Source organism: Phaeobacter sp. JH20_37 (assembly GCF_048056015.1).
Lineage (GTDB): Bacteria > Pseudomonadota > Alphaproteobacteria > Rhodobacterales > Rhodobacteraceae > Phaeobacter > Phaeobacter bryozoorum.
This window is the reverse complement of sequence record NZ_JAYMWW010000004.1, coordinates 15,774-32,671: the sequence shown is the minus strand read 5'-3', so window position 1 is coordinate 32,671 and position 16,898 is coordinate 15,774. Positions and strand designations below refer to the sequence as shown.

Sequence of the window (16,898 nt, the reverse complement as noted above, 5' to 3'; positions counted from 1 at the left end):
GGGTCAGCTGTCCTTTGCAGTGGCCAGAGGGTTGTCGATGAGATGGCGGTAGCTGCCGCGTCGGTCGGGGTCGATTTTGCGGGTGATCAGGCTTTCGGCGTGGATCTGGCGCGCAAAGGGAGCGAAGGCCGCCATGCGCTGTTGCTGCCCGTGATCGGCGGCGTAGCGGTCCAGCCGGTCGCGCAGGCGCTGCCAGAACCGGGTCTCCGGCAGGTCGAAATGGCGTTGCAGGAGGTCCGACAGATCCGCGAGGTTGAAGACAAAGAGCGTGTCCATCACCAATTCGCGCAGCCCGTCAGCACAGGAGAGCGCGTGGAACTGATCCGGCTCTGCGCTGGCAAAGGCGGGGTCAATCGCCGCCAGATCGGGGCGTAGCGCGGGCTGGGACAGCAAGGTGTCGACATATTCGACACCATCGTGGAAATCGCGGGCAATGAGGCCGGTCGGCCAGCCGTTGTCATGCTGAAGGATGAGGTTCTGCCCATGGGCTTCCAGCCCGATGCCATGGGCCACCATCAGGTGCCAGACCGGCAGTACCGCCGTTTCAATCAGCTGCGCCAGCCAGCGGTCGCGCCCGTGGGCGGCAATCCAGGGGGCGATCAGCGGCTTGCCGTCCTCTTCTGTCAGGGCCAGCGCGTTGAACGGCATCATCTGATTGTCCGCCAGACCGAGCGAGGCCGGGCTTTGCCGCCAGATCGCGGCCAGATGCCCCTCCAGCGCGGTGCCGCGCCCGGCGATGATGCCGGCATATTCCGGCAGCAGGGTCAGCGGATAGCGATCCTGCAACAGCGGGTCACTGGCGATCACCGCGGCAAGCCAGTCCGATATCAGCGGCGCGATGGTGACGGTTTCGGGGATCAATGTGCGCAGGGACGAGGTGTTGCGCATGGTCATTGCGGTTTTGACATGGGCGCGCTGCGGCTGGTCGGCATTCATCAGCGTGCGCACCGATTGGGTCGCCCTGTAGCGGTCGCCGATCTCGCCGAGGGGGATCAGCTGGCCTGCGGCGTGCCAGGCCTGCACCAGCGGATCCTGTGCCAGCTGGTCCCATTGCCAGGGGTGGACCGGCAGCAGGGCAAAGCCCTCGGCGCTGCGCATGGCGGCGAGGCTGCGGATGCGCTCCCATTCCGCCGGTCCCAGCTCGCGGGGCCAGAAATCCGCATCGGGCAGGCGCTGTTGGACCAGCGCGGGGTGCAACAGCAGCCCGATCAGGCGAAAACTCTGCCCTGCCTCAGGCCCGTAGCGGAGATGATCGCGGTCGCTAAAACCGCTGCGCGCCTTGTAACAGGGGTGGTAGGGGTGGCCTTCGTGGATGGCGCGCTCCATATCGGCGATGCCCAGCTGGTGCCGCCGGGGCGGGCGGGGAATCTGCCGGTGGTTGAGATCATCCAGATGGGCGGTGCGGTCAAGGTCGACGCGCAGCGCGGCCAGTGCCGCCGCCGGAGCCGTGAGCGCCGAGAGCACGTCCTCCAGCGCGGCGGGCTGCCAGCCGTGCTCCTGTGCCATCTCGATGCTGCCGGCATCCAGCCGATAACGGCCAAAGGCGCCACAGCGCCCGCTGGCGCGGAAAGACCGGTTGCCGAGCTGCCAGCGCAATCCGCGATCGTGCCAGGTGATGTCTTGGGCGCAGCCTTCGCTCAGCAGCGCTTCGCATAGCTGGCGCAGCACCCGCAGCGCGCCGCGGGTCTGCCGGGTTTGCGGGTGGGGCTGTGCTTTGCCCAATGGGCACGCGAGGTCATAGACAGGCATCTTGCATAACCTCTCTGGTCTGGCGTTGCGGGGCGGCAATCGGATTGGGGATATCGACAAACAGCCCTTCCTGAGTGTCGGTCTGCAATTCATCCAGATCGTGCAGGCGGGTCAGCAGATTGGCCTTGGTCGCCAGCCGTGGCGCATAGAGCAGCTGCTCCACCAGCGCGCGCGCGGGTCCGGTAAAGCGCGGCCGCAGGCGGTGCAACTCATCGCGCAGCTGTTGCAGCAGCGCGTCTTCGCTAAGCAGCCCGTCGCAGCCCATGCGCCAGATCACCGCAAAGATCTGGTTGACCACAAGGTAGTAGGTCAGGCGGGCGTTGATATGGGTGCGGCTGAACACCAGCGCGGGCACATCGGCGAGGCTGGGCTCGATCTGGCGCAGCGGGGCAAAGGCATCATCGGTGATGAAATAGCCCTGATTGTCGCGGTAGAAGCCCTGCCGGGGCAACCCCTCGGACAGATCCAGCAAGGCGTTCTGCTGATGCGCCTCAAGGGCGATGCCGTGCCGGTCATAGAGCGTCAGAACCGGGGTGAGCATACAGTCGAGATAGGCGCCGAACCAGCGCGTCGCCGCCTGTCTGCGGGTGCTGCGCTGGCGCGCGGCGAGATCGGCGATCTGCGTGGCCAGCAGCGAGGCACACCCCGGTCGCGGATCGGCCGTAAGTGCGGCGAGGGGGAAGATGCCGGCGCCCGCCTCACCTGCAAAGGGGTTCTTGCGGAAAATCACCTCGAAACCGCTTTCGCGGCGCTCCGGCAGGGTCAGGGTCAGATAGGCCGGATCGTCGATGATCTGAAACTTTGGCAGGCTGGTTGCGATGTTCAGGCGCCGCAGCAGCCGCGCCATCGCAACCCCCTGCTGCAATTCACTGGCAAGGGTCACGCGCAGCGAATTGGTCAGCCGCACCGGCACCGAGAATTTGAGCATCCAGGGGCACTCGGCGGCAAAGACTGTCCGCAGGGACGACGTCGGGGTGAAAGCCGGTCCGGCATGCCCCAGATCGCGCAGCTGACCGCTGGCCAGCAGGGCCTGAACGGCGGGATCGAGCAGCAGCGCCTGCGCCTGAAGCGGATGGGCCGGGATCAGCTGCTCGCCCGGGTGCAGGCAGAGGCCATCGGTCAGGCCCCCAATATCGCGCAGGATCTGCGACAGCGGCGCGGCGGCGCTGTCCTGGCGGGTAATCTCGGTCCGGGCGGCAAATAGGTGCAGCTGGAACTCTCCTGCATATTCAGGTGCATAGGTCCGCTGCTGCCAGTCGGTCAGGCCGTCGCGGCTTTTGGGTGTGGGATGCAGCCAGTGACCAAAGACCAGCGATTGTTCCGCCTGCCGGAACTGGTGCGGGCTGGGGCTCGGCGCGGTGCGCCGCAGCGCGGCTTCGATCTCGGCGTTGCTGTTGAAAATGGCGCGCAGGAACTCTGCCAGTCTGGCGGGATCCGTTGCGCCGGAGCGGTGAAAACACTCTTGCGCGATCAGGCTGATGGTCTGGACCGGTGGCGCCGGCTGCCAATAGGTTTCGCCGCAAAACCGCAGCTGCGCGGCGCCGAATTTCAGCGGGCCGGTCCGGGAGGTATAGCGCAGGCCAAGCCGCAGCACGGCGGGGATATGCGCCAGCGCAATGTCGATCCGGGGCGCGCGATCCGGGGCCGATGACCTGTGGTCGCCGGGCAGCTCGGGGCATTCGCGCAGGAAGCCGTTGAGCAGCGCCTGAAGGCTGGCCGCCAGCGCCACCTCAGCGGCGGCATCCGGGTGGGGATCGGTCGGTGGGACCGACAGCGGGTCGGGGAACAGGCCTGTCTGATAAACCATCATCTGACCGGCCCCGCCGCCCGCATGGGGCGGTATGGAATTGGGTGCATCTCTTACAGCGCTTCCGCAGCGATGCCAGACAGCGCCACCGAAGAGGGATCCCGGCGGGGTAAGCGGTCTGGCGATGTTACAGGAGAACTGGCGGAATGCTGGCGGCTAAGCGGTGAGGAGACCCCAGCCGCCTTGGCATGATTTCATGCGTTGGTCTTAGGCAATACGGACATGTTTCAAAAGGGTTTTGATCGCCGTAGGTGTGTTATTGCCGAAGCGGGCGCGCCACAGTCTGGCGCGCCCGAAGGGTGAGGGCCGGAGCGGGGTCAGACCCACCGCTCAGAAGGAGACATTGGCCACGATGGAGACCGAACGGCCCGGTTCCTTAAGCGTTGCAAAGCCGGGATAATCGCCGCCATAGGTGGCGCGGTCGGCGTATTGACGGTCAAAGACGTTGTTGATCTCGGCGCGGATCGAGACATTGTCATAGGCGGCCGGGCGATATTCGGCAAAGAGGTTCAGCACCTCGTAGCCTTCCAGTTTGGTTGTGGGGTCAACCTCGTTCAGCTTTGGATCATAGTCAAAGGCCGCGTCGATATGACCGCCGACAACCAGGTTCCATTGAGGCAGTTCCTGCTGCACCTCAAGCGCCAGCACCTGTCCGATCGGGGCCCCGGAATCCAGCAGGTAGTAGCCGGAGGCGGGCGCGCCGTTGACGCGGGTTTCGCTGTCGCTGAAGGTCAGCCGGGCAAAGCCGCCCTCCCAGCCATAGGTGGCGCCCAGATTGTAGCCCCGGCTTTCGAAATCATAGCTGGTGACCACCGGGCCTGCGACGTCACGGGTGTCGTCGATCCTGGTCTGGAAAGCTTCTGCGCCAAGGGTCCAGTTGCCGCTCTGCCAGTCGGCGCCGATGACAACATTGCTGGCACGGCGCGGTTTCAGCGCCGAATAATCCCAGTCGCGGAAGAACAGGAAGTTGTCCTCGACCCCGATCCCGCCAAAGACGTTGGAATAGCCCGCCCGCAGGGACAGCGCATCATTGACGCTATAGACGATAGAGAGGTTGCCACTCAGCCCGGAGCTGTCCTGCTGATAGGGGCTGCCGCTCTGGCCGAAGTCCTGGCCGGTAAAATCGTTCCAGTCATAGCGCAGACCGGCGGAGACCTTCAGCCGGTCGCTGGGTTGCAGGCGGGCCTGGGCAAAGACGCCGACGGTCCGGCTTTGTTCCGAGGGGCGATTGCTGCCCCAGAAATCGCCGCTTGCGGTGCTTTTCTGGTCCTGGAAGTCCACCCCGGCGGTGATGGTATCGCTCTCTGACAGGTGGAACCGGTTCTGGAAGGTCGCGGAATAGGTCCGGGTCACACCCACGCTGGTTTCTGTGGTGCCGATGCTGCCGATCTCATTCTCGGAAAATCCGATGGTGGCCGAGGGATCCCAGTTGCCGCCGCCGTTCACATCCTCGTAGCGCAGCGAATAGACCGTGCGTTTGGTGTCGTAGACCGTGCCAAGCGGGTTGAAGGACGCTGTGCCGAAATTGGCGCGGCGGTTGCGCAGGGCGGTGTCCTGCATCTGCTGGCCCGAGAACTCGAACCGGTGGCCTTCGTCGGTCTGATAGGCCAGTTTCAACAGGCCGGCGGTCAGGTCGCTGCGGGTGCCGCCCACCGTGTTGCCGGCGCCATCGGTGTAATCGTCACCGGTCATGCGCTTGCCGTAGAGCAGGATCTCGAACCCGTCTGCCTGCCCGGCCAGCGTCAGAGAGCTGCCGAAGGTATCGCCGTTTTCGCCGTAGCTGAGACGTGCTTTGCCGCCAATGGCCTGACCGTCGGTCAGGATGTCCTCGGCGTCGATGGTTTCCATCACCACCCGACCGGCCAGGGCGCCGGGGCCTGCATCAGCCGGGGCCACACCGGGATCGACCCGGACGGATTTCATCAGGCCGGGGTCAAAGGCATTGGCGCTGGCGTGGTGGAACACGCGGTTGTTCTGGGACACGCCGTCGACCTGTACCGCCAGTTTCAGCATGTCGATGCCGTTGACGTAGATCTTCTGCGCCACCGGGATTGCCCCGCCCACCGACACCGAGGCGATTCCCGCAAAAAGGTCTTTCAGATCGCCCATCGCGGCGCGTTCGATTTCCGCATCCGCCACATAGACCGCCGTCGCCCGGTCAGCGGCTTCGCCATCGCTGTCGCGCTGCTTCACAAGGATGGGGTCGAGCGACAGGACAGTGTCGTCCTGCGCGTAACCTGTTGTTGCGGAAAAGAGAGTGAGCGCCGTGCTGCACAGCAGCCCGGTCATGAGGAGGGAGGATTTCTGTGCTGTTTGATGTGCCATGTTAACCCGCGTGATAATGTGCTGATAGCTTGGGGTAACCTGGCTTTGCCCCCGCTGGGGCCTTGGGTCTCATAGTGAGCATTGCGGCACCTTGCAAGCAGCGGTGGCAAAAAATCTTGCCTTACCTGTCTGCCTGTCTGGCTGATGACCGGGCCCCCGCAGCGTGCTGTGGACAGGCAGCGCAGGCAATGACGTCTGGACTTTTGCCCGGTCCCGGCCTAACAAGCGGGCGATTTTGAGCCAGCCATATCGCCAGCCTTCCTCCATCTGACGGGATTGAACATGGCAAATTGGACGCGATTGCAGCTGACTGCTGCGCTGGTGCTTGGATTGGTCGGCGCTGCTGCCGCCAATGACGACAGGCCGGAGACACCCCTTCTTGACACCGCGCGAGGCGCGCAGGCTGTGCCGTCGCAGCCGCAGGCCCTCGTGGTGCTGGATGTTGCAGCTGCGGATACGCTGGCGGCACTGGATGTGCCGATGGCAGGGCTGCCATCGCGGCTGTATGTCGATTATCTGAACGCCGAGCAGGCGCAGGCGACCCCGGTCGGGACGCTGTTTGAGCCGGATTTCGAGGCGATTGCCCTGCTGGGGCCGGATCTGATCATTGCGGGCGGACGGTCCTCCGCTCAGGTCGATGCGCTGTCGGAGATTGCGCCCACCGTGGACATGACGATCTGGGGCGCGGATCATGTGGATATCGTGCTGTCACGGCTGCGCAGCTATGGCGCGCTGATGGGCCGGAGCGCGCAGGCCGCCACGCTTGAGGCGGCGTTTCTGGCCAAGCTGGAGAGCACCCGCGCCGCCGTTGCCGACCGGGGTCGGGCGCTGATCGTGATGACCAATGGTCCGAAGGTGACAACCTATGGCCGCGAGTCCCGTTTTGGCTGGATTCACAACGCGCTGAACCTGCCCGAAGCGGTGGTCGAGCAACCTGCCGCGGCGGCGGCTGAGGCGGCGGAGGCCGCTCCCCATGGCGAGGCGATTTCCTTTGAATATATCGCTGAGGCGAATCCCGACTGGCTGATCGTCGTGGACCGGGCCAGTGCCATCGGGCAGGACAATCAGGCCGCCGCCGCGACGCTGGACAATCCGCTGGTGACCGGCACCGAGGCCTGGAAAAAAGGTCAGGTCATCTATCTGAACTCCGCCAACATCTACATCGCAGGCGGTGGCATCCAGTCGATGACCGCGACGCTGGAGGATATCCTGGCCGGGTTTGCGCGCGATGGCTGAAACCGCGGCGCCAGCCCGCGTATCGGGCGGATCACCGGCGGGGCGGCTGGGCCTGTGTCTGCTGCTGCTGGCGGGTCTGGCGGTGCTGAGCTGCGCGATTGGCGTCACTCAGGTCTCGCCGCTGGCACTGTTTGACGACCCACGGGCGGCGCAGCTGCTGCTGGTCAGCCGCATACCGCGCACGCTGGCGGTGATCCTGACCGGAGCGACGATGGCGGTCGCCGGGGTGATCATGCAGCTGCTGGTGCGCAACCGATTTGTCGAGCCGGGCACCACCGGCACCAATGAGGCGGCGATGCTGGGGCTGCTGGGGGCCACCCTGCTGGCGCCGGCATGGCCGATCTTTGCCAAGATGCTCTGCGCGGCGGTTGCAGCGCTGCTCGGGACGTTGGTCTTTCTGGCGCTGGCCCGGCGCATTCCACCGCAGCGGCCCCTGCTGGTTCCGCTGGTGGGGCTGGTTTATGGTGGCATCCTTGCGGCCTGCGCCAGCTTCGTCGCGTTTCAGGCCGATCTGCTGCAATATCTGGCGATCTGGATGAGTGGCGAGTTTTCCGGCGTCCTGTCAGGCCGTTACGAGCTGTTGTGGCTGGCGGGCGTCCTTGCGGTGCTGGCCTATCTGGTGGCGGATCAATTCACCATTGCCGGTCTGGGAGAGGTCGCCAGCCGGAGCCTCGGTCTGCGCTACCGGCAGGTGCTGGGCTTTGGCGTGGTGGTGGTGTCGCTGGTGTCGGCGCTGGTGATTGTCACCGTGGGCGTGCTGCCCTTTGTCGGGCTGGTGGTACCCAATCTGGTGTCCCGGATCATGGGCGACAATCTGCGTGAAAGCCTGCCCGTGGTGGCGGCCACCGGCGCCGGGCTGCTGTTGATCTGTGACATGCTGGGGCGGGTCCTGCGGGCGCCCTACGAGATTCCGGCCGGCACGGTGTTCGGGTTGTTCGGAGCGGCGCTGTTCCTCATCATGCTGCTGCGCCGGGGCGCACATGGCTGACCTGTCCTTCTCATGGATCGACCGGCGCCTGTTGCTGCTGGCGGGGCTGCTGATGGGTGCGGCGGTTGGTTTTGTCGGCTGGGGCCTGCCATGGTCCGAGGGCGTCCCGTCGCGCTACATCCTTGGGCTGCGCATGACGAAGCTGGCCGGGCTGCTCTGCGTCGGGGCTGCGGTCGGGCTGGCCACGGTGCTGTTCCAGACGCTCAGTCAGAACCGGATCCTGACGCCTTCGATCATGGGGTTCGATGCGTTGTTTCTGCTGACCCAATCGGTGCTGGTTGCGGTTTTCGGCCTTGCGGGGATGGTGCAGCTGTCGGGATTTGCCGGGTTTGCGCTGGACACCGCCGTGATGATGACGGCGGCGCTGCTGTTGTTTACCAGCCTGCTGCGGCGGATCCGGGGGGACATCCAGCTGCTGATCCTTGTTGGCGTGGTGATTGCGGTATTGCTGCGGACGCTGGCCGGGTTTTTGCAGCGGCTGATGGATCCGTCTGCCTTTGCCGTGGTGCAGGGGCGCATGTTTGCGCAGTTCGGCAGTATCGACCGGACCGCCCTGCTGGCGGCGCTGGTGGTGATCCTGCCGGTTGCCCTGTGGCTGCTGCGCCGCTCGGCGCTGCTGGATGTCGTGGCCTTGGGACGCGATCAGGCCCGCAGTCTGGGGGTGCGGTATGACCGGCTGCATTTGCAGCTGCTCTGCGTGATTGCGGCGCTGGTTTCGGTCTCTACCGCCCTTGTTGGTCCGCTGGCCTTTCTCGGGCTGCTGGTCACCAGCCTTGCCCATAGCCTGATGCAAAGCCATCGCCACGCACTGCTGCTGCCTGCTTCGGCGCTGATTGCGGCGCTGGTTCTGGTGGCGGGGCAGACTCTGTTCGAGCGGCTTTTGGACCTGCAGTCCAGCCTTGCGATCGTGATCGAATTCTGCGGTGGGCTGCTGTTCATCGTGCTGTTGTTGAAAGGAAAACTGAGATGATCACCGTGGCGGGCCTGTCGTTCACACTGGCCGGAAAGACGATCCTGAACGCGGTTGATGCCAGCCTGCCTGCCGGGAAGATCACCGCGCTGATCGGGCCGAACGGGGCGGGGAAATCGACCCTGCTGAAGCTGATTGCGCAGCAGATGCCTGCAAGTGGCGGCGCGATCACCCTGTCGGGTCGCGATCTGCGCGGGATCAGACCGGATCAGCTGGCGCGGCGCATGGCGGTGGTTGGCCAGCAGCTGGAGGTGGCCAGCCGGGTGCGGGTGCGCGATCTGGTCGGCTTTGGGCGCTGGCCGCATAGTCAGGGGCGGCTGACGGCGCAGGATCACACCGCGATTGACGCCGCGCTGGCGCAGTTCGGGCTTGACGATCTGACCGACCGGTTTCTGGATGAGCTGTCCGGCGGCCAGCGTCAGCGTGCCTTTATCGCGATGGCCTATGCGCAGGACACCGACTGGCTGCTGCTGGATGAGCCGCTCAACAATCTGGATCTGAACCATGCGCGCAACCTGATGGCGCAGCTGCGTCGTCTCGCCGATACCCGTGGCAAAAGCATCGTGATCGTGCTGCATGACCTCAACTATGCGATCAGCTGGGCCGATCATGTGGTGGCGCTGGCTGGGGGGCGCGTCGCCTTTGCCGGTCCGGTTGCCGAGGTTGCGACGGGCGACACCCTCAGCGCGCTGTACCAGACGCCGGTGGCGCTGCGCGAGATCGAGGGGCGGCGTATTGCCTGCTATCATGGCTGAGGTCGGACTGTTCGCGTGGGATTGACGGCACCGGGGGGGCTGCGGATAGCTTCTGCGCAGAACCTGACATCTGATGGCACGCCCGAATGAAACATATCTACGAACCTCTGGCCTATACCGATCGCCCGATCCAGACGCGGTACTGGAACCGGTTTCTGCCCGATCCGGCGCCACGATACGCGCCGCTGCGCGATGAGGTGACGGCGGAATTTGCCATAATCGGAGGCGGCTATACCGGCCTGTCGGCGGCGCTGACCCTGGCCGAAAACGGCGGCGATGTGGTGTTGCTGGATGCCGAACGGCCCGGCTGGGGGGCCTCGGGGCGCAATGGCGGGCTGGTTTCGGTGGGCAGTGCCAAACTGGACGATGATGCCATTCTGCGCCGCTATGGCGAACCGGATGCGCGCCGGTTCTTTGATGCCGAACGCGCGGCCGTCGATCTGGTGGAGCAGTATCTGGACCGGTACGCGCTGGAGGTGGATCGCCATTCGCGGGGCTATACCTATGTGGCGCATCGCGCGGACCGTCTGGAGGAGCTCCATGCCTATGGGCAGGAGTACACCCGCCGCTATGATCTGCCGTATGAATTTGTACCAAAGGAAGACATGGCGGCGCAGGGGCTGAACAGCCCGGAGTTCCATGGCGCGGTCCATCTGCCTGTGGGGTTTGCGCTGAACCCGATGAAATTCGTGCTTGGCCTGACCCGCGCGGCAGAGGCGGCGGGGGTGCGGATGTATTCGGACCGTGCCGTCGAGGCGATTGACACGCAGGGTGACGGCTATCTGCTGCGGGTCGCCGGCGGGCAGGTCCGCGCCAGGCGGCTGCTGATTGCCACCAATGGCTATTCTTCGGACGATCTGCCGGGCGCATTCGCGGGCCGCTATCTGCCGGTTCAGTCCAATATCATGGTGACTCGCCCGCTGAGCGAGGCCGAGATTGCCGACCAGGGCTGGTGGAGTGAGCAGATGGTCTGCGACAGCCGCACGCTTTTGCATTATCTGCGCCTGTTGCCGGATCGTCGGCTGTTGCTGGGGCTGCGCGGATCGGTGCGGGTGAGCGAGGAGAATATCGCCGCCACCAAAGCCCGCGCGCGGGCGGATTTTGACCGGATGTTCCCGGCCTGGCGCCATGTGGAGACGGAGTATTTCTGGTCCGGGCTGATCTGTATGACCCGCAATCTCGTGCCCTTTGCCGGGACAGTGCCGGGGCTGGATAACGCCTGGGCCGCGCTCGGGTATCATGGCAGCGGCGTCTGTATGGCGCCTTATGCCGGGGCGCTGATCGCCGATCAGGCGCTGGGGCGCAGCCGCCTGCCGCATCCCGATCTGATGCAGCGCCCGCTGCGCCGGTTTGAGCTGGGCCGCTGGCGGCGGATGTCACTGCCGCTGGCCTTTGGCTGGTATAGGATCAAGGACCGGATCTGACCGGACCCCGGCAGCGGCATCAGAGCGGCGCGCTATGCGACTGGTGGATCCGGCTCTGTCGCAGGCTGTCCGGGGCCGGGCCGCGAAAGGCGCTGCGGCGGATCACGTCCGGCGCATGGCCATAGGTTTCGCGGATGTGCTGGCTGAGGCTCTGGTAGCTGCCAAAGCCGGTGGCGACGGCGACCTGACGCAGCGGTATATCGGTCTGGGTCAAGAGCTGATGGGCGCGTTCGATCCGCAAGGACCGGTAAACGCTGAGCGGCGAGCGTTCAAAATGGCGGGTAAAGCGCCGTTGCAGGCAGCGGGTGGAGACATTCAGCATATCGGCCAGTTCGGCCACCGACAGCGGCGTTTCGATATGGTCCTGCATCACGGCGAGGCATTGGGTGATCAGCCCGTCGCCTGCGGATTTCTGTTCTAGGTTCAGCGCAATACGGCTCTTCTTGGGGCGTTTGCCGGTATCAAGACCGAGGTAATGCGCCATACCATTCGCGGCCAGTCGCCCGCAGTCGGCAGCGATGATATCCAGCAGCATATGCGGGGTGGCAAAACTGCAGATCGCCGAATGCACGGTGCCGGAGGCGGCAGTGGCGGCGCCGTCCTGATCCTGACGCAGGCTGCATTCCCCGGCCGAGGCGAGGAAATTCGGGTGGATCGCCAGATGGTGATCGCCGCCGCGCGCCAGCGCATCCAGCAGGAACACCGCACCGCCAACAAAGGCGCTGCGCTCTGACAGGCGCATCACCTGATTGACGCGGGCGCGTTCCTTGGCATTCAGCTGCCAGCGGCTGTGAATATCGCCCAGAAACACCACGAGCGCGCGGGCGCGACCGGCAACCGGGCCGCTGGCGAGCATATCCAGACCACAGACGCGCACCCGGTATTGCACCCCGTCCAGCAGATCGTTTGCGGCGTCGAACAGGTCGATGATGATCTGGGCGCGGGATCGTGGCGCGCCGTCGGGAAGGACGACATCAATGTGACGCAGGCCACGGCCACCGGTGCGGGCAATCTCGCTATCGCCGTGGGGCCGGGAATGAAGTGTCATCTGTCTGCCTCGCATACGGTGAGCGGGATGGATCGGCATAGGGGTGCCGCCGGTGGGAACCGGCGACACCTTGGGTCTTGGCGTGGATTTATTCCGCCGCCTCTGCGTAATCCTCCATCGGAGGGCAGGTGCAGATCAGGTTGCGGTCGCCATAGGCATTGTCGACGCGGTTGACCGCCGGCCAGTATTTATCCACACCGAGGTTGCCTGGAGGGAAGCAGGCCTGTTCGCGGCTGTAGGGGCGATCCCACTCACCGACCAGATCGCGCACGGTGTGTGGTGCGTGCTTCAGCGGGTTGTTTTCGGCGTCGATCTTGCCGTCGATGATGTCCTGCGCCTCCGACCGGATGGACAGCATGGCATCGCAGAAGCGGTCCAGCTCGTCCTTGGGTTCGGATTCGGTCGGCTCCACCATCAGCGTGCCCGCCACCGGCCAGGACATGGTCGGCGCGTGGAAACCGCTGTCGATCAGGCGCTTGGCCACATCATCCACGGTCACGCCGCCCTCGTCATTCAGCGGACGGGTGTCCAGAATGCACTCATGCGCCACACGACCGGATTCGGAGGTGTAGAGGATCGGATAGGCATCCTTCAGACGTGCCGCGATGTAGTTGGCGTTGAGGATCGCAACCTTCGTCGCCTGCGTGAGGCCAGCGCCCCCCATCAGCAGCACATAGGCCCAGCTGACCGGCAGGATCGAGGGCGAGCCGAAGGGCGCTGCCGAGACAGGACCCACGGCGGTGCCGTATTCCGGGTGACCCGGCAGGTGTTCGGTCAGATGCGCCTTGACGCCGATCGGACCCATGCCGGGGCCGCCACCGCCATGCGGGATGCAGAAGGTCTTGTGCAGGTTCAGGTGGCTGACGTCGCCGCCAATGTCACCCGGACGGGACAGGCCGACCATCGCGTTCATATTTGCACCGTCGATATAGACCTGACCGCCGTGCTCATGGGTGATCTGGCAGACCTCCTGCACGGTGGTCTCAAACACGCCGTGCGTGGACGGGTAGGTGATCATGCAGGCGGCGAGGTGGTCCGAGTGCTTCTCGGCCTTTTCGCGGAAATCCGCGACGTCGATATTGCCTTTGTCATCCGCCTTGATCGGAACCACCTGATAGCCAACCATCTGCGCGGTGGCCGGATTGGTGCCATGGGCGGAGGTCGGGATCAGGCAGACGTTGCGATGACCCTGACCGTTTGCCGCGTGGTAGTTGCGGATGGTCAGAAGGCCTGCATATTCGCCCTGCGCGCCAGAGTTCGGCTGCTGGGAGATCGCATCATAACCGGTGATCTGGCAGAGCTTGTCGTTCAGATCGGCGATCATCTCATGGTAGCCCTGCGCCTGATCTTCGGGAACGAAGGGGTGCAGGTTGCTGAACTCCGGCCAGGTGACCGGGATCATCTCGATGGTCGCGTTCAGCTTCATGGTGCAGGAGCCAAGCGGGATCATCGCACGGTCCAGCGCCAGATCGCGGTCGGCCAGACGGCGCATGTAGCGGGTGATCTCGGCCTCGGCCCGGTTCTTGTGGAAGATCGGGTGGGTGAGATAGGCGCTCTCGCGCAGCATGGCTTCGGGCAGGCGGTACTGCTTGTTGGAGCTGTCGTCCTTGCGGTCGATGCCAAAGGCACCCCAGACGGCCTCGATGGTTTCGGCGCGGGTCTGTTCGTCGAGCGAGATGCCGACCTTGGTTTCGCCGACGCGGCGCAGGTTGATGCCGCGCTGAACAGCGGCTTCCATGACGGTTTTCTGCAGGTGACCCACCTCAACCGTGATGGTGTCAAAGAAGACTTCCGGTTCGACCTTGAACCCGGCCTGTTCCAGACCAGCGGCCATGCGGGCGGTCTTGCGGTGCACGGATTGCGCAATCGCCTTGATGCCATCGGGGCCGTGGTAGACCGCATACATCGACGCGATCACCGCCAGCAGCGCCTGTGCGGTACAGACGTTGGAATTGGCTTTTTCGCGGCGGATGTGCTGTTCGCGGGTTTGCAGCGACAGGCGATAGGCCTTGTTGCCGCGCGCATCGACGGAGACGCCGATGATCCGGCCGGGCATGGAGCGCTTCAGCTTGTCGGTGGTCGCCATATAGGCCGCGTGCGGGCCGCCGTAGCCCATCGGAACGCCGAACCGCTGGGTCGAGCCGATGGCGATATCGGCGCCCATTTCACCGGGGGATTTCAGCAGCGCCAGCGACAGGATATCCGCCGCGACAACCGCAACGCCCTTGTTGTCATGCAGGGCGGCGATCTGGTCGCTGAAATCGGTGACATGGCCATGGGTGCCGGGATACTGGAAGATCGCGCCAAAGACGGCGGCGGCCTCCAGTTCGGAGGGATCGGCGACAACAACGTCGATGCCCAGAGGTTCGGCGCGGGTCTGGATCACGGCGACGGTCTGCGGGTGGCAGTTCTTGTCCACGAAGAAGGCCGCGTTATTCGCCTTGGAGCGCGACCCACGATGGGCCATCGCCATGGCTTCGGCCGCGGCGGTGGCTTCGTCGAGCAACGAGGCATTGGCCACCGGCAGGCCGGTCAGATCGCTGACCATGGTCTGGAAGTTCAGCAGCGCCTCAAGGCGACCCTGCGAAATCTCAGGCTGGTAAGGCGTGTAAGCCGTGTACCAGGCGGGGTTTTCCAGGATGTTGCGCAGGATCGGCGCCGGGGTGGTGGTGCCGTGGTAGCCCTGACCGATCAGCGAGGTCAGCACCTTGTTCTTGCCCGCGATCTCTCGCATGTGGAACAGCGCATCGCGTTCGGTCATCGCCGGACCCCAGTCCAGCGCCTCTTTCTGGCGGATGGCGGGGGGCACGGTGGCGTCGATCAGCTCATCGAGGGTGTTGAAACCGATGGTTTTGAGCATATCGGCCATTTCACGCGGGCTGGGCCCGATGTGGCGGCGATTGGCAAAATCATAAGCTTCGTAATCAGTCAGTTTGAAGGCCATGTGGAGCGCTCCTGTTGCGAGGGGTCGCCTGCCGAGGCTGCGGGAGCCTCCGGCGGGGATATTTAGAGCCAGAAGATGCGGCGGAGCCGGTTGCCGGATCCGCCGCGCAGGATCAGCCGATCAGCGCCTTGTAGCCGTCCAGATCCATCAGATCCTCCAGCTGCGAGGTGTCGGAGAGTTTGATCTTGTAGATCCAGGCCGCGCCTTCGGGGTCTTCGTTCAGGGCGCCGGGGTTGTCGGCCAGAGTCTCGTTGATGGCGGTGATCTCGCCATCGAGCGGGGCGTAGATTTCCGACGCGGCCTTCACCGATTCAATGACGCCGATCTCGCCGCCTTTTTCAAATTCCTCGCCGCTGTCCTGCTGCTCGATGAAGACAACTTCACCCAGCTGCTCGGCGGCATGTTTGGTGATGCCGAGCGTGGCGGTGTCGCCCTCGACGGTGATCCATTCGTGATCTTCGGAATAATAGGTGGTCATCTCGGGTACTCCTGGAGCTTAACGTTTGTAGTTCTGGGTGACGAAGGGCAGCGCGGTGATTTCTGCATCATGGGGCTTGCCACGGATGATCAGCTTGACCTGTTCGCCCGGTTTGCCATGCGGCGCGGCGACATAGCCCATGGCGACCGGGCCGCCGACGGTGGGGCCAAAGCAGCCGGAGGTGATTTCACCGATGGTATTGCCGTCGGCGCATTGGATTTCAACATGCTGACGGGCGGGCGCGCGACCGGAGGGTTTGATGCCGACCAGTTTCTTCGCGGCCCCCTCGGCCAGCTCTTTCTGGATGCGGGCAGCACCGGGGAAGCCGCCTTCTTCCTTGCGGCGTTTCTGGATCGCCCAGGCCAGCGAGGCCTCGATCGGGGAGGTCGACTGGTCGATGTCATTGCCATAAAGGCAGAGACCGGCCTCCAGACGCAGGGAGTCGCGCGCGCCCAGACCGGCGGGTTCGCAATCGTCATGGGCCAGGAACAGCCTGGTGATGCGTTCGGCGTCAGCCTCGGGGATGGAAATCTCATAGCCGTCTTCGCCGGTGTACCCGAGGCGGGAAATGCGGCATTCCACGCCGTCGATATCGGCAAGGATGGTTTCCATGAACGTCATCTCGCGGGCGGCGGGGCAAAGGTCGCCCACCACATTTTCGGCTGCCGGGCCCTGAACGGCGACCAGCGCGCGGTCGAAGATCTCGGTCACCTCGACACCGTCGAGATGCGCCTTCATATGGGGGATATCCTGATGGCGCAGGGCGGCGTTCACCACCACGAAGTAATGATCGCCGGCATTGGAGACGATGAGGTCGTCCATGATGCCGCCATCGTCATTGGTGAAGAAGCCATAGCGTGCCTTGCCTTCCTTGAGGGTGGCAAAGGCCTGCGGGCAGAGTGCTTCCAGTTTTTCGCCGACGTTGTCGCCGCGCAGGATCACCTGGCCCATGTGGCTGACATCGAACAGCGCAGCCTTTTCGCGGCACTGCTTGTGCTCTCCCATGATGCCCATGGGGTACTGGACCGGCATTTCCCAGCCGGCAAAATCCACCATCTTGCCGCCGAGGGCGACATGCAGGTCATAGAGCGGGGTACGTTTCGGCGCGTCGGTCATAGCGTCTTGCCCTTGAATTGATGTGGTTGAAAAGCCGGGGCGCGACGCCTGCCGCGCC

12 protein-coding genes are annotated in these 16,898 nt (G+C 64.6%); 5 read left to right on the top strand and 7 right to left on the bottom strand.

Going from position 1 to position 16,898, the window contains the following annotated elements; genetic code table 11:
• Positions 1-3: 3 nt before the first annotated feature.
• The 3 genes from VWZ87_RS01735 to VWZ87_RS01725 form a co-directional block, all read right to left on the bottom strand.
• The gene (locus tag VWZ87_RS01735) at positions 4-1,749 is read right to left on the bottom strand and encodes an IucA/IucC family protein (RefSeq protein ID WP_416535298.1); all 1,746 of its coding nucleotides are present in this window, start codon (positions 1,747-1,749) and stop codon (positions 4-6) included.
• Entirely contained in the window at positions 1,736-3,559 is a 1,824-nt protein-coding gene (locus tag VWZ87_RS01730; RefSeq protein ID WP_416535297.1) for an IucA/IucC family protein, read from the bottom strand. The genes VWZ87_RS01735 and VWZ87_RS01730 overlap by 14 nt, the downstream gene beginning before the upstream one ends.
• Positions 3,560-3,886: 327 nt before the next feature.
• A complete protein-coding gene (locus VWZ87_RS01725; RefSeq protein WP_340547757.1) occupies positions 3,887-5,881 on the bottom strand; it encodes a TonB-dependent receptor plug domain-containing protein in 1,995 nt (664 codons plus the stop codon).
• A 282-nt stretch (positions 5,882-6,163) separates the two neighbouring features.
• Between VWZ87_RS01725 and VWZ87_RS01720 the strand changes: the two genes are divergently transcribed.
• The 5 genes from VWZ87_RS01720 to VWZ87_RS01700 all read left to right on the top strand — a co-directional run bounded on the left by VWZ87_RS01720 (position 6,164) and on the right by VWZ87_RS01700 (position 11,254).
• On the top strand, positions 6,164-7,117 hold the full coding sequence (locus tag VWZ87_RS01720; RefSeq protein ID WP_416535342.1) for a siderophore ABC transporter substrate-binding protein: 954 nt from the start codon (positions 6,164-6,166) through the stop codon (positions 7,115-7,117).
• The gene (locus VWZ87_RS01715) at positions 7,110-8,105 is read left to right on the top strand and encodes an ABC transporter permease (RefSeq protein WP_374015680.1); all 996 of its coding nucleotides are present in this window, start codon (positions 7,110-7,112) and stop codon (positions 8,103-8,105) included. Before VWZ87_RS01720 ends, VWZ87_RS01715 begins: the two co-directional genes overlap by 8 nt.
• Entirely contained in the window at positions 8,098-9,075 is a 978-nt protein-coding gene (locus VWZ87_RS01710) for an iron chelate uptake ABC transporter family permease subunit (RefSeq protein WP_416535341.1), read from the top strand. Before VWZ87_RS01715 ends, VWZ87_RS01710 begins: the two co-directional genes overlap by 8 nt.
• The gene (locus VWZ87_RS01705) at positions 9,072-9,830 is read left to right on the top strand and encodes an ABC transporter ATP-binding protein (RefSeq protein ID WP_416535340.1); all 759 of its coding nucleotides are present in this window, start codon (positions 9,072-9,074) and stop codon (positions 9,828-9,830) included. The genes VWZ87_RS01710 and VWZ87_RS01705 overlap by 4 nt, the downstream gene beginning before the upstream one ends.
• A gap of 86 nt (positions 9,831-9,916) precedes the next feature.
• Positions 9,917-11,254, top strand: a complete 1,338-nt coding sequence (locus tag VWZ87_RS01700; RefSeq protein WP_416535339.1) for an NAD(P)/FAD-dependent oxidoreductase — start codon at positions 9,917-9,919, stop codon at positions 11,252-11,254.
• 19 nt (positions 11,255-11,273) lie between these two features.
• Here VWZ87_RS01700 and VWZ87_RS01695 read toward each other — a convergent pair whose 3' ends face one another.
• The 4 genes from VWZ87_RS01695 to gcvT all read right to left on the bottom strand — a co-directional run bounded on the left by VWZ87_RS01695 (position 11,274) and on the right by gcvT (position 16,840).
• Positions 11,274-12,302: a helix-turn-helix domain-containing protein gene (locus VWZ87_RS01695; protein ID WP_416535338.1), complete on the bottom strand. Its 1,029-nt coding sequence runs from the start codon at positions 12,300-12,302 to the stop codon at positions 11,274-11,276.
• An 88-nt stretch (positions 12,303-12,390) separates the two neighbouring features.
• Positions 12,391-15,246 (bottom strand): aminomethyl-transferring glycine dehydrogenase, encoded by a 2,856-nt coding sequence (gene gcvP / locus VWZ87_RS01690; RefSeq protein ID WP_340547751.1) that lies wholly within the window; start codon positions 15,244-15,246, stop codon positions 12,391-12,393.
• Between the two features lie 112 nt (positions 15,247-15,358).
• Positions 15,359-15,724 (bottom strand): glycine cleavage system protein GcvH, encoded by a 366-nt coding sequence (gene gcvH, locus VWZ87_RS01685; protein ID WP_340547750.1) that lies wholly within the window; start codon positions 15,722-15,724, stop codon positions 15,359-15,361.
• An 18-nt stretch (positions 15,725-15,742) separates the two neighbouring features.
• Entirely contained in the window at positions 15,743-16,840 is a 1,098-nt protein-coding gene (gcvT, locus tag VWZ87_RS01680; protein ID WP_340547749.1) for a glycine cleavage system aminomethyltransferase GcvT, read from the bottom strand.
• Between the last annotated feature and the right edge of the window lie 58 nt (positions 16,841-16,898).